This is a genomic window from Kosakonia pseudosacchari, assembly GCF_900184035.1.
Taxonomy (GTDB): domain Bacteria; phylum Pseudomonadota; class Gammaproteobacteria; order Enterobacterales; family Enterobacteriaceae; genus Kosakonia; species Kosakonia pseudosacchari.
On record NZ_FXWP01000022.1, the window covers coordinates 42,259 to 55,446 of the forward strand.

At 55.3% G+C, this 13,188-nt stretch carries 12 protein-coding genes; 5 read left to right on the top strand and 7 right to left on the bottom strand.

The window, feature by feature from the left end; all coding sequences use genetic code 11:
• Positions 1 to 60 precede the first annotated feature (60 nt).
• Entirely contained in the window at positions 61 to 1,170 is a 1,110-nt protein-coding gene (locus BN2591_RS17275) for an SDR family oxidoreductase (RefSeq protein WP_086873153.1), read from the bottom strand.
• A gap of 299 nt (positions 1,171 to 1,469) precedes the next feature.
• Entirely contained in the window at positions 1,470 to 2,408 is a 939-nt protein-coding gene (locus BN2591_RS17280) for a TPM domain-containing protein (RefSeq protein WP_086873154.1), read from the bottom strand.
• Positions 2,409 to 2,606: 198 nt separating this feature from the next.
• Between BN2591_RS17280 and queE the strand changes: the two genes are divergently transcribed.
• Positions 2,607 to 3,278: a 7-carboxy-7-deazaguanine synthase QueE gene (gene queE / locus BN2591_RS17285; protein WP_086873155.1), complete on the top strand. Its 672-nt coding sequence runs from the start codon at positions 2,607 to 2,609 to the stop codon at positions 3,276 to 3,278.
• A gap of 232 nt (positions 3,279 to 3,510) precedes the next feature.
• Positions 3,511 to 4,296 (top strand): SDR family oxidoreductase, encoded by a 786-nt coding sequence (locus BN2591_RS17290; RefSeq protein WP_086873156.1) that lies wholly within the window; start codon positions 3,511 to 3,513, stop codon positions 4,294 to 4,296.
• 98 nt (positions 4,297 to 4,394) lie between these two features.
• On the opposite strand, the gene queD is transcribed toward BN2591_RS17290, so the two are convergent.
• Complete coding sequence (gene queD / locus BN2591_RS17295; RefSeq protein ID WP_017458754.1) at positions 4,395 to 4,757, bottom strand: 6-carboxytetrahydropterin synthase QueD; 363 nt, start codon at positions 4,755 to 4,757, stop codon at positions 4,395 to 4,397.
• Between the two features lie 355 nt (positions 4,758 to 5,112).
• On the opposite strand from queD, the gene cysJ reads away from it, so the two are divergent.
• Genes cysJ through cysH form a run of 3 tightly spaced genes read left to right on the top strand, consistent with a single transcriptional unit; the run spans position 5,113 to position 9,419 of the window.
• A complete protein-coding gene (gene cysJ / locus BN2591_RS17300) occupies positions 5,113 to 6,918 on the top strand; it encodes an NADPH-dependent assimilatory sulfite reductase flavoprotein subunit (RefSeq protein ID WP_086873157.1) in 1,806 nt (601 codons plus the stop codon).
• Positions 6,918 to 8,630, top strand: a complete 1,713-nt coding sequence (cysI, locus tag BN2591_RS17305; protein ID WP_086873158.1) for an assimilatory sulfite reductase (NADPH) hemoprotein subunit — start codon at positions 6,918 to 6,920, stop codon at positions 8,628 to 8,630. The genes cysJ and cysI overlap by 1 nt, the downstream gene beginning before the upstream one ends.
• Positions 8,631 to 8,684: 54 nt before the next feature.
• Positions 8,685 to 9,419, top strand: a complete 735-nt coding sequence (cysH, locus tag BN2591_RS17310) for a phosphoadenosine phosphosulfate reductase (RefSeq protein WP_017458757.1) — start codon at positions 8,685 to 8,687, stop codon at positions 9,417 to 9,419.
• Between the two features lie 34 nt (positions 9,420 to 9,453).
• Here cysH and hpxZ read toward each other — a convergent pair whose 3' ends face one another.
• The 4 genes from hpxZ to BN2591_RS17330 form a co-directional block, all read right to left on the bottom strand.
• Positions 9,454 to 9,837, bottom strand: a complete 384-nt coding sequence (hpxZ, locus tag BN2591_RS17315; RefSeq protein ID WP_086873159.1) for an oxalurate catabolism protein HpxZ — start codon at positions 9,835 to 9,837, stop codon at positions 9,454 to 9,456.
• A complete protein-coding gene (locus BN2591_RS17320) occupies positions 9,834 to 11,210 on the bottom strand; it encodes an AtzE family amidohydrolase (RefSeq protein WP_086873160.1) in 1,377 nt (458 codons plus the stop codon). Before BN2591_RS17320 ends, hpxZ begins: the two co-directional genes overlap by 4 nt.
• 97 nt (positions 11,211 to 11,307) lie before the next feature.
• Complete coding sequence (gene hpxX / locus BN2591_RS17325; protein ID WP_086873161.1) at positions 11,308 to 11,493, bottom strand: oxalurate catabolism protein HpxX; 186 nt, start codon at positions 11,491 to 11,493, stop codon at positions 11,308 to 11,310.
• A gap of 9 nt (positions 11,494 to 11,502) precedes the next feature.
• Positions 11,503 to 13,086: a gamma-glutamyltransferase family protein gene (locus BN2591_RS17330; protein WP_086873162.1), complete on the bottom strand. Its 1,584-nt coding sequence runs from the start codon at positions 13,084 to 13,086 to the stop codon at positions 11,503 to 11,505.
• Between the last annotated feature and the right edge of the window lie 102 nt (positions 13,087 to 13,188).

Below are 13,188 nucleotides of genomic sequence, written 5' to 3' on the forward strand. Positions count from 1 at the left end.
AAGCGTTGATCAAATAAAAATGCCAGTCAGTTGACTGGCATTTTTTTTGGCTTTTTCTGACTATTTAAAATCGACTTCCATCTGCTGTGGTATCGTCAGGCCGCGCGTTGTCTGCACGCAGCGGGCGATATAATCGGTAAAACGCGGCGGCTTCGGCATACCCATGCTGAGTAGCTTGTCATTGCTGAAACGCACGTTAAGCGTGGCAAACGCTCCGTAAAGACGCATCGCTTTCAGCATCAGGCGCTCGTTGCACGGCCCGAAGATATCCTTCAGCTCGCGGCGCATTTTCACCAGCGTTTCATAGCTAACCTGCGCGTATTTATCACCAACCGGCGCTTTTTCCAGTGCCTTCGCCATTGCCCTGTCGATATCGGCAAAGCGGACGCTATTCTCTTCCCCGGCCGAGATATGCACCACTTCTCCCTGTGCAATCTTGCCGCTAAGCAGCATCAGCAGCGCGTCGGCGCAGTAATCCACCGGGATCACATCCACGCGATCTTCCAGCGAACACATAAATTTTTGCAACATCAGCCCCATGCTGAACACCCAGAAGATACTGGTAGACGGGGTACAACCATGGCTGGTATGGCCGACGACAATAGAGGGACGTGCGATCACCAGTGGCAACTGCGGGCACTCTTTGCGCATCAGTTGCTCGATAGTGGATTTGGAGTGCGTATAGGCCACCAGATGCTCGGCGTTCTCGCGAAACTCGCTGCTTTCCGGTACCAGTGAATCCGGCTCCGGCGTGCATGACATCGCGGTGCCAACGTGCAGAAAACGCTGTAACCCGGCAACGTGCGACATCCGGCGGGCAAATGTCAGCGTGCCTTCCACGTTGACTTTCCAGACCAGCGGATTGTTACCAAAAGAGGCTACCGCTGCGCAGTTCAGCACGTGGGTTACATTTTCCAGGCGTGGATCGGCAATAAAACCTTCTGGTTCGCCCAAATCGCCGAGCAGGATCTGCGACGTTGAAAGTGCGTTCAGTACCTCATCACTGAGGTTGAATTTGCGCATATTACTTTTAACGCGCGCCAGCCCGGCTTCGCTATCTTCGGCACGAACCAGCAGCAATAAATTCATTGGTAGATTGTTATGAAGAATTTTTTCTAATACCGCCCCGCCAAGAAACCCAGTGACACCCGTAATCAATAATGTATTCATCAACGCTTTCTCATCATGGTTGTTCTGGCGGATTGTAGGCACAGAAAGCTAAACGCCATATCAATCAACTGGCGGGCAAAATCGCGGGTTTATTAAGGGTTTTTAAGGAAAAAAGCGCAGGGGATTTATCTACGACAACCAATAAAATGAAAAGATTCCGTCACGCCTCGGTAAATATTTATATCGATGATATTTAATGACTTATTTTTAGTTTATTCGCCTGCGAATTAGTCGTGAATATCATTCAAAATGTAAAATAAATAATATTTACTTACATCATTTGTTTTGCGCTTGATGGCTCACCAGTTTCCCGATGCGCCGCCGCCGTCACTCGACCCGCCGCCACCGTTGGAATTATCGCTACTGCTATGGCTGGAATTCTCGCTGCTGGTGTAAGTGGTTGTGTCGGTACTTATCTCGCTTCCACGAGAATAAGTGAGCTGCCTGCTCTCATGATATTTTTGCCGGCCTGCGGCGGTAAGCCGCTGCGGGTAAATCAACCATACGCACAACATCATCAGCAAGATAAAAGCGGGCACGGCAGCGCAGAATATCGTAAAAGGCAGCAGCAAAGGGTTTTGCTCACTGTAAGCGAACAATATCACGGCCAGAGGGCAGGCGATAAGAAACAGCCCTGCCAGCGTGCGGATTTTGCCCTTAACCGTCAGGACAATGATGACCACCGCCAACATTAGTAAACTCTTCCACAGAGAAAACCAGGTGGCCATTTGCTCGAAAAACGAAGGGGGTTGTGCTTTGGGCAGGGGCTGGCTGGCAAGCACGGTGCTGATCCCCTCAACGCCGCGCACGATTCCGCTATTCAGGTCATTCTGCCGGAAGGCTGGAAGCATATATTCATCAATAATTTGCTTTGCCAGCGCGTTGGTTAACATATCTTCAAGACCGCTTCCCACCTCGATACGCACTTTTCTGTCCTGCCAGGCGACCAGCACCAACACGCCGTCATTACGCGTAGCATCGCCGGGTTGCCAGCGGTTAAAAACCGCGTTGGCAAACTGTTCAATGGTTTCGCCATGGGTCGTGGGTATCAGCAGTACGACGGTTTGCGTACCCGTGCGGGCATTCAGATCGCTCACCTGCTGAATAAGCGCTTTACGCTGCCAGAGGCTTAATTGAGATTCGGGATCGTTAACCACGCCATTCATCGGTGGAACAGGCACAGCCAGCGCCGGAAGGGTAAAACTCAGCACCAGCAGCAGTGCCAGTATGCGCGCCATTTGCATCATCCTTGCGGGGCAACTCAGGGAAATAACCCTCATAGAATAGCGGTTGATAGCAGGTAATGACAATTTGCCATAACTGATAGTTTTCATTATCAGCGGCTTAAATAGTCCGCCGTGCGCGGCGCAAATGGCACATGATCCCCCGCGGGTTATCTGCAATAATGGCGTTTTTCCCCGGTAATAAGAGTGACGATGCAGTACCCGATTAACGAGATGTTCCAGACCCTGCAAGGCGAGGGTTACTTCACCGGCGTTCCCGCCATTTTTATTCGTTTACAGGGATGCCCGGTTGGTTGCGCCTGGTGCGATACCAAACACACCTGGGATAAGCTCGCGGATCGGGAGGTTTCGCTGTACAGCATTCTCGCGAAGACTAAAGAGAGCGACAAATGGGGCGCGGCAAGCAGCGAAGATCTGCTCGCTATTATCCAGCGCCAGGGATGGACAGCACGCCATGTGGTGATTACCGGCGGTGAGCCCTGCATTCACGATCTCACGGCATTAACCACGCTGCTGGAGCACAATGGTTTTAGCTGTCAGATTGAAACCAGCGGCACGCACGACGTTCGTACGTCGCACGCCACCTGGGTCACCGTATCGCCGAAAGTGAATATGCGCGGCGGTTATAATGTCCTTCAGCAGGCGCTGGAACGCGCCGATGAGATTAAGCACCCTGTTGGCCGCCTGCGCGATATTGAAGCGCTGGACGAGCTTCTGGCGCAGCTGCACGATGATAAGCAGCGGGTGATCGCCCTGCAGCCGATAAGCCAGAAAGAGGATGCGACACGCTTGTGTATTGAAACCTGTATCGCCCGCAACTGGCGGCTGTCGATGCAGACGCACAAATATCTCAATATTGCTTAATACAAACCCGCCGCTGGCGGGTTTTTTCATGCCGAAAGGGAAAACAAAGTGATTATTCCGAAGTGAATTCTCGTGATAATTTTACTTTGACCTCTATCAAAGGTTATTTTATTTATCTGTGTATTTTACTTCTCTGCGCCAGAAAACGTGCATTCTTAATATTTAAATATTGCAAGCGTCGCTTCGTTATTACGGAGTGTCGCTTTTTTCTAAAAGGATTTTGGAACACGCAATGTCAATGAGATCAATTAATAATTTTTCACTGGACTTTTTCTCCTTGCAGGGAAAAACCGCTATTGTCACCGGCGGTAATAGTGGATTAGGACAGGCATTTTCCGTTGCGCTGGCAAAAGCCGGGGCTAATGTTTTTATTCCGGCGATTACTTCGGACGGTGGGGAAACAGAAGAAGCCATTAAACAGCAGGGCGTAGATGTTGAATTTATGGAAGTGGATATTACCGCCGAAGGGGCGCCGAAAAAGATCATCAGCGCCTGTTGCGAGCGATTTGGCACGGTAGATATTCTGGTTAATAATGCGGGCATCTGCAAAATGAATAATGTCTGGGCGTTTAATCGTGCTGACTGGGATCCGATGATTAATGTGAATCTAACGGCGGCCTTTGAATTATGTCACGAAGCAGCAAAAGTGATGGCGAAAAACCTGCGTGGCAAAATTATCAATATTTGCTCGGTGCGTTCATTTTTAGGCCAGCAAGGATCGCCCGCTTATTCCGCGACAAAACATGCGCTCGCCGGTTTAACAAAAGCCTATTGTGACGAATTAGCGCAATTTAATATTCAGGTAAACGGTATTGCGCCGGGATATTTCTCCACAGATATCACGCAAATAATTCGTAACGATCGCAAGCAATATAAATGGGGAATTGATCACACACCGGCTATGCGCTGGGGAGATACGCAGGATTTAATGGGCGCGGTAATTTTTCTCGCCAGCCGCGCCTCGGATTATGTGAATGGTCATTTGCTGGTCGTCGATGGCGGCTATCTGGTGCGTTAAACAGACTGCCCTCTGTGAGGGGAGCAGATAACGAGTGGGCACCTGTGCTGTCAACCTGCAGGCCTGGTCGGCTTGCAGGTTGGCGGTACGACAGTAATTTATTCGCCGCGATAAACGCAGCCTGCCGTGCAGGTCTCTTTTACCATCACCGCGCTCAGCAGCGGCACCACCGGTTTCATCTGATCCCAAATCCATTTCGCCAGCACTTCGCTGGTGGGGTTTTCCAGCCCCGGGATCTCATTTAAATAGTAGTGATCCAGGCGTTCGTAAAGTGGTTTAAACGCGGCTTTCAGTTCGGCGAAGTCCATTATCCAGCCGGTATAAGGATCCACCTCGCCGGTGATCTCCAGGCGCACCATAAACGAGTGACCATGCAGACGACCGCATTTGTGCCCCTGCGGAACATGCGGCAGGTGATGCGCGGCTTCGAAAGTGAAATCTTTAAACAACGTGGTCGACATAATGAACTCTCAGGCTTACAAAAAACCGCCGCATGGTAGCGGAAATGACCTTTTTTAGCATTAATTAAAATCACTAAAAGCGGTTATGGCAGAAGCTAAGCCGCGATACATTCATTTTGTGAATATAATTCAATGAGTTATTTAACCTGTTTTAGTGTTAACAACTATAACTAAAACAGGTTAGTTCTTTTGGTTATTTGTTATTTCCAACCTTTCTTTAATTGTTATTATCCCCACCGTTAACCTTAGTTTCACTTCACTTTTTTAAAATGATATCCCATGGATTTCGCGGCATTGGCGCGTTCACAAGCTGCGCGAAAGACGAAAGGGAATTGCTACTGGAACAATACGACGCATGACGACCCAGGTCCCACCTTCCGCGTTGCTTCCGCTTAATCCGGAGCAACTGGCGCGCCTCCAGGCGGCCACCACTGATTTAACACCCACCCAGCTCGCCTGGGTTTCCGGCTATTTCTGGGGCGTGCTGAATCAGCAGCCGGCCGGCGCGGTTGTCGCTGCACCACCGGTCGCAGAAGCGTCCTCTATTACGCTGATTTCCGCTTCGCAAACCGGTAACGCCCGCCGTGTAGCCGAAGCGCTGCGCGATGATTTATTGGCCGCGAAACTCAATGTCACGCTGGTCAACGCGGGCGACTACAAATTCAAACAGATAGCGAATGAGAAACTGCTGATCGTCGTTGCCTCAACGCAGGGTGAAGGGGACGCGCCGGAAGAAGCCGTTGCGCTGCATAAATTCCTGTTCTCGAAAAAAGCGCCAAAACTGGATGGCACCGCCTTTGCGGTCTTCGGTCTGGGCGACACCTCGTATGAGTTTTTCTGCCAGGCCGGGAAAGATTTCGACAGCAAGCTGGCGGAGCTGGGTGCTGAACGTCTGCTGGATCGCGTCGATGCCGATGTCGAATACCAGGCCGCCGCCACAGAATGGCGCTCCCGTGTGGTCGAGGTGCTGAAAGCCCGTGCGCCAGCCTCTTCGCCTGCGCAAGCCGCTGTTGCCGCCAGCGGCGCGGTGAATGAAATCGTCTCCAGCCCCTACACCAAAGAAGCACCGCTTAGCGCAAGCCTGTCGGTTAATCAGAAAATCACCGGGCGCAATTCAGAAAAAGATGTGCGTCATATCGAAATCGATTTGGGTGATTCTGGTTTGCGTTACCAGCCGGGCGATGCGCTCGGCGTCTGGTATCAGAACGATCCGGCACTGGTTAAAGAGCTGGTTGAACTGCTGTGGCTGAAAGGCGATGAGCCCGTCACGGTCGATGGCAAAACCCTGCCGCTCGCACAAGCGTTGCAGTGGCATTTCGAATTGACGGTTAACACCGCCAATATCGTGGAAAATTACGCCACCCTGACGCGCAGCGAATCATTGCTGCCGCTGGTTGGCGACAAAGCACAGTTGCAGCACTACGCCGCGACCACACCGATTGTCGACATGGTGCGTTTCTCTCCGGCGCAGCTGGATGCGGACGCGCTGATTGGCCTGCTGCGCCCGCTGACGCCGCGCCTTTACTCCATTGCCTCTTCGCAGGCGGAAGTAGAGAGCGAAGTGCATATCACCGTCGGCGTGGTGCGTTATGACGTCGAAGGCCGCGCCCGCGCGGGCGGTGCCTCCAGCTTCCTCGCCGATCGCGTAGAAGAAGAGGGCGAAGTTCGGGTGTTTATCGAGCATAACGATAATTTCCGCCTTCCCGCCAACCCGGAAACACCGGTGATCATGATTGGGCCGGGCACCGGTATCGCGCCGTTCCGCGCCTTTATGCAGCAGCGCGCCGCCGATGAAGCGCCAGGTAAAAACTGGCTGTTCTTTGGCAACCCGCACTTTACCGAAGATTTCCTCTACCAGGTTGAATGGCAGCGCTATGTAAAAGAGGGCGTGCTTAATCGTATTGATTTGGCCTGGTCCCGCGATCAAAAAGAAAAAATTTACGTACAAGACAAACTGCGCGAACAGGGCGCGGAGCTGTGGCGCTGGATCAACGACGGCGCGCACATTTATGTCTGCGGCGACGCCAATCGCATGGCGAAAGACGTTGAGCAGGCTTTACTGGATGTGATTGCCGAATTTGGTGGCATGGACACCGAAGCGGCGGATGAATTTTTAAGTGAGCTGCGCGTTGAGCGCCGTTATCAGCGAGATGTCTACTAATGAGCGAAAAACACCCAGGCCCACTGGTGGTCGAAGGCAAACTGACCGACGCCGAACGTATGAAACGCGAAAGCAACTACCTGCGCGGTACGATTGCTGAAGATCTGCATGACGGTCTGACCGGCGGCTTCAACGGCGACAACTTTCTGCTGATCCGTTTTCACGGTATGTATCAGCAAGACGATCGCGATATCCGCGCCGAGCGTGCCGAGCAGAAGCTGGAACCGCGCCACGCGATGATGCTGCGTTGCCGTCTGCCAGGGGGCGTCATCACCACCAAACAGTGGCAGGCGATTGATCAATTCGCCCATGACAACACGATCTACGGCAGCATCCGCCTGACCAACCGTCAGACCTTCCAGTTTCACGGCATTCTGAAAAAATATGTGAAACCGGCGCACCAGATGCTGCACGCCGTTGGGCTGGACGCGCTGGCGACCGCCAACGACATGAACCGTAACGTGCTCTGTACCTCGAACCCGTACGAATCTGAACTGCACGCTGAAGCTTACGAATGGGCGAAAAAGATCTCTGAACATCTGCTGCCGCGCACGCGCGCTTACGCCGAGATCTGGCTCGATCAGGAAAAAGTGGCGACCACCGATGAAGAGCCAATCTTAGGCCAGACTTACTTGCCGCGTAAGTTCAAAACCACGGTGGTTATTCCGCCGCAGAACGATATCGATCTGCACGCCAACGACATGAACTTCGTGGCGATTGCGGAAAACGGCAAGCTGGTGGGCTTTAACCTGCTGGTGGGCGGCGGTCTGTCTATCGAGCATGGCAACAAGAAAACCTACGCCCGCACGGCGAGCGAATTCGGTTATCTGCCGCTGGAACACACGCTGGCCGTCGCCGAAGCGGTGGTTACCACCCAGCGCGACTGGGGCAACCGTACCGATCGTAAAAACGCCAAAACCAAATACACCCTTGAGCGCGTTGGCGTCGAGACGTTCAAAGCGGAAGTGGAGCGCCGCGCCGGGATCAAGTTTGAACCGATCCGCCCGTACGAATTTACCGGCCGTGGTGATCGCATCGGTTGGGTGAAAGGTATCGACAACAAATGGCACCTGACGCTGTTTATTGAAAACGGTCGTATTCTGGATTATCCGGGACGGCCGCTGAAAACCGGCCTGCTGGAAATTGCCAAAATCCACAAAGGCGAGTTTCGCATTACGGCTAACCAGAACCTGATCATCGCCGGTGTGCCGGAAAGTCAGAAAGCGAAGATTGAAAAACTGGCGCGCAGCCACGGACTGATGGACGCGGTAAAACCGCAGCGCGAAAACTCCATGGCCTGCGTGTCGTTCCCGACCTGCCCGCTGGCGATGGCGGAAGCCGAGCGTTTCCTGCCTTCGTTTGTCGATAAAGTCGAAGCGGTAATGGAAAAACATGGCGTCGGCGACGATCACATTGTACTGCGTGTGACCGGCTGCCCGAACGGCTGCGGTCGTGCGATGCTGGCGGAAATCGGCCTGGTCGGCAAAGCGCCAGGACGCTATAACTTGCATATCGGCGGTAATCGCAGTGGTACACGTATTCCGCGCATGTACCGTGAAAACATTACTGAAGCCGAAATCCTTGGCGCTATCGACGAGCTGGTAGCCCGCTGGGCGCATGAGCGGGAAGAGGGCGAAGGTTTTGGCGACTTCACCATCCGCGCGGGAATTATTCGCCCGGTGCTCGATCCGGCGCGGGATTTCTGGGAATAACGCCTGAATCCTTCCTCCCCGCTCGGGGAGGAAGAGGTGATAAGAGAGGTCAATATGTCCGTACTCGATCTGAACGCGCTAAACGAGCTGCCCAAAGTAGACCGCATACTGCAGCTTTCTGAAACCAACGCGCAGCTTGAGAAACTCAGTGCTGAAGAGCGTGTCGCCTGGGCGCTGGAAAATCTGCCGGGGGAATATGTGCTCTCCTCAAGCTTTGGTATTCAGGCGGCGGTGAGCCTGCACCTGGTAAACCAGGTGCGCCCGGATATCCCGGTGATCCTTACCGATACCGGTTATCTGTTCCCGGAAACCTATCAGTTTATCGACGAGCTAACGGACAAGCTCAAGCTGAACCTGAAAATCTACCGCGCCGAACAAAGCCCGGCCTGGCAGGAAGCCCGCTACGGCAAGCTGTGGGAGCAGGGCGTTGAAGGGATTGAAAAATACAACCACATCAACAAAGTTGAGCCGATGAACCGTGCGCTGGCCGAACTGAACGCGAAAACCTGGTTTGCCGGGCTGCGCCGCGAGCAATCCGGTAGCCGCGCCACGCTGCCGGTGCTGGCTATTCAGCGCGGCGTGTTCAAAGTGCTGCCGATCATCGACTGGGATAACCGCACGGTTTACCAGTACCTGCAAAAACACGGGCTGAACTACCATCCGCTGTGGGATCAGGGCTACCTTTCCGTGGGCGACACGCACACCACCCGCAAATGGGAGCCTGGCATGGCAGAAGAAGAGACCCGCTTCTTTGGCCTGAAACGCGAATGCGGGCTGCACGAAGGTTAATGTTCGCCCTCTCCTTTACCGGAGAGGGTTTTTGTTACCCCATCACACTCACATGCGCCGCCACAATGCGCCAGCCCCACGGGAACTTCACCCAGGTCTGCATCTGGCGGCCAATTTTCTCGCTGTTTTCCCGCGTAAACTCTGTGCTCGCCACCGCCATATCATCGCCGAAGGTGGTGATGGTGGTATTGCGTAGCACGCGCTCAAGCCCGGCCGAAGGGCGAGCGTTGCGAAAATCGCGGATCGCGGCAATGCCATACAGGTTTTCGGTGGCGCCGTAACGCACCGTACGCGCGTCATCCCAGAACAGCTCGTCCAGCACATCAATATCGTTGCTGATAAGCGCCTGCTCATAGCGGTAAAACGCGGTGGTCACTTCATTGAGGATCGCCGGGCGATCAACATTATCTCGGTTCATGCTGCATCCTGTAGGAAAAGAAGACCGGCCTGCTCCAGCCGCCAGGCGGCCTGTAAACAACGCGCTTCCTGCCAGGGCGCGCCAATAATCTGTACGCCTATCGGTAAACCGCTGGCGGTTTTCAGCGCCACGGTCACCACGGGCAAGCCAAGAAAGGAGATGGGCTGCGTCAGCATCCCCATGCTCGCTTTCACCGGCAAATCGACACCATTGATATGCATGGTTTGTGCGCCAATCAGCGTGGCACAGCAGGGCGTTGCCGGGGCTAACAGCAGATCAACGTCATTGAATAGCGGCAGCGTTTTGTCGCGAAACCAGGCACGGAAACGCTGTGCCTGGGTGTACCAGGCCGAGGGCGTCATCGCGCCTGCCAGCAGGCGTTCGCGTGAGTTGGGTTCAAACGTATCAGCATCGGTACGCAGGGCGGGTAAATAGTGGTTGCCGCCTTCCGCCGCCGACAGCAAAAACGCCGCCGTTCGCGCCAGTTCCGCTTCCGGCAGCGTTATCGCATTGTCTGCGCCCAGCGCTCGCGCCACATGGGTCACGGCCTGACGCGCATTATCATCGCACCAGGTGGTGAAATACCCCTCCAGCACGGCGCAGCGCAGCCTGCTTTCCCCATACAACTGCGGCAAAGCGGCATCACTGGCGCGATCGGATTGCCAGCGATCGTCCGGATCGTGACCTTGCAACGCGTCATACACCTGGGTCAAATCCTCAACGCTACGCGCCAGCGGGCCGATATGATCGAGGCTGGCGACAAACGGATGGCTACCGCTGCGCGACAGGCGGCCAAATGTCGGTTTCAGCCCGTTAATACCGCACAGCGAAGCGGGCACGCGAATCGATCCATTGGTATCGCTGCCCAGCGAAAAATTGACCATCCCTGCGGCGACAGCCGCCGCTGAACCGCCGGACGAACCGCCTGCAATACGCTGCGGATCGCGCGGGTTGTGCGTTGCGCCGTAGTGGCTATTTTCGGTGGTAAAACCATAAGCGTAGGCATCCATATTCAGCGCGCCAGCGAGCATCGCGCCCGCGCGTGTCAACTGGCGAAGCGCAAAAGCATCGGCCGTTGCGGGCGGTTGCTGGCTGAAGAGTTTCGCCCCGGCAAGCGTGGTGACACCTTCGATATCAAACAGGTTTTTCACCCCATATGGCACGCCCGCCAGCGCGGGCACTGCTTCGCCCTTCGCGATACGTTGGTCGATTTGCGCGGCCTCAGCCAGCATGCGCATAGCGGTGATGTCGGTAAAGGCGTTAATGCCCGGATTGTCGCGCTCAATGTACGCCAGCGTCTGCTGCGCCAGTTCGCTGGCGCTAAACGCTTTTTCCCGCAGACCGCGCTGAATATCAGCAATTGATAAATTCATAACCGATACTCTCCTGCGCCTTGCTGGCGGTGAGCCAGTTTGCTGTCGCTAAACGCTTTTTTCCGCAGACCGCGCTGAATATCAGCAATTGATAAATTCATAACCGATACTCTCCTGCGCCTTCCTGGCGGTGCGGCAGTGTAAAGGCCATCAGCGGTTGCGCCATCGCTGCGATTCTGGCGAGCTGAATTTCCAGCTCGGCGCGGCGTGCGTCATCCAGCGGCACATTAAGCAGTTGCTCCATCAGCCGGATATAGGTCGGCCAGTCAAATGTGGTATTCATCATTGCCCCTTAAAATCCCGCCGCGCTGCCGTTACTGCGCGGATCGTAAGCCCCTTCCAGCATGCCGCTGGTATGGCGCACAATCGCCCCTGCGTGACCGGTCGCTTCGCTCATTCCCGGCAACCACTCAACCTCATGCCCCAACGCCCGCAGCGCCTGGAATGTCTCTTCGCTAAAGCGTCCTTCCAGTTTCAGGCTATCGGATAGCTGCCCCCATGTACGACCCAGCAACCAGCGTGGGGCGCAAACCGCCTCCTGCAACGGCATACCCTGCAGCACATGGCGGGTAAAAATGGCTGCCTGCGTTTGTGGTTGACCATCGCCGCCCATGGTGCCGTAAACCAGCGTGCGCCCATCTTTCAGCCGCGCGGCAGCGGGGTTTAAGGTGTGGAACGGCTGTTTACCGGGCATCAGCGCCAGCAGATGCGCCGGATCGAGACTAAAGGCCGCGCCACGGTTTTGCAGCAGCACGCCGCTTTCCGGCAGCACTACGCCGCTGCCAAATTCGTGATAAATGCTCTGGATAAACGACACCGCCAGCCCGTTTTTATCGATAACCCCCATCCACACCGTATCACCCGGCCCTTTCCCCTGGCCCCAGGGCGCGGCGCGCTGCTCATCAATGCTGGCCGCCAGTTGCTCCAGCGGCGCTTGTTCCAGCAGGCTCTGTACCGGCAGCGTGACGTGGCGCGGGTCGGTGATGTAGCGATCGCGCAGACCGAAGGCTTTTTTGGTTGCTTCCACAATGCGGTGAATGGTCTGCACTTCGCTGGCCTGCGCCATCTCCAGATGATCGGTAATGCCGAGGATAGCCAGCGATACCAGCCCCTGCGTTGGCGGCGTCATATTGAAAATGTCGCCCTGGCTATGGCTGAGCTTCAACGGTACGCGGCGCTGGGCGCGATGGTTCGCCAGATCCTGGGCGGTCACAGGCAAACCCAACGCCTGCATTTCGCGGGCGATCACCTGCGCCAGCGAGCCACGGTAAAAGCTCTCCAGCCCTTCGGTGGCAAGCTGGGTCAGCGTGCGGGCAAGTTTCGGCTGACAAAAGCGGCTGCCTGCCAGCGGGGCGGTGCCGTGCGGCAAAAAGGTGTCTGCAAAACCGGGGATATCCACCAGTTCCGCATATTTACTTTGCGTAGCGCTGGCCTGCGACTGGGTGACGGGAATGCCGTCGGCGGCGTAGCGAATGGCATCGGCCAGTAACCGTGAGAGCGGAAGCTGCCCGCCGCCGAGCGCGGCGGAGACCTTCAGCGCCTCATCCCAGCCGCTGAGCGTGCCGGGTACGGTCAGCGCGGCAAGTGTACCGCGATGGGGAATATTCACATGACCTGCGTAAAACTCGCATGTTGCGTGTTGCCCGGCCGCACCGCTGGCGTCAATGGCGAGCGGTTCGCCCTCTGGCGGCACAATCAACCAGAAGCCGTCGCCGCCGATGCCGTTCATGTGCGGGTAGGCCACCGCAATGGTTGCCGCTGCGGCCACCATCGCCTCAATCGCGTCGCCGCCGTGGCGTAACACCGATAACGCCGATTCGCTGGCGAGGTGGTGCGGCGTTACCGCCATGCCGGAGGGGGCCATATTACTTTGCATCGTCACGCTTCCTGTTTTCTGCGGGTAAGTGCAGAACACTAAGCAAGAGCTGTTCCAGATTGACGACGGGCGTTTCACTGTGTCAGCTTAGCCTGAAACAAA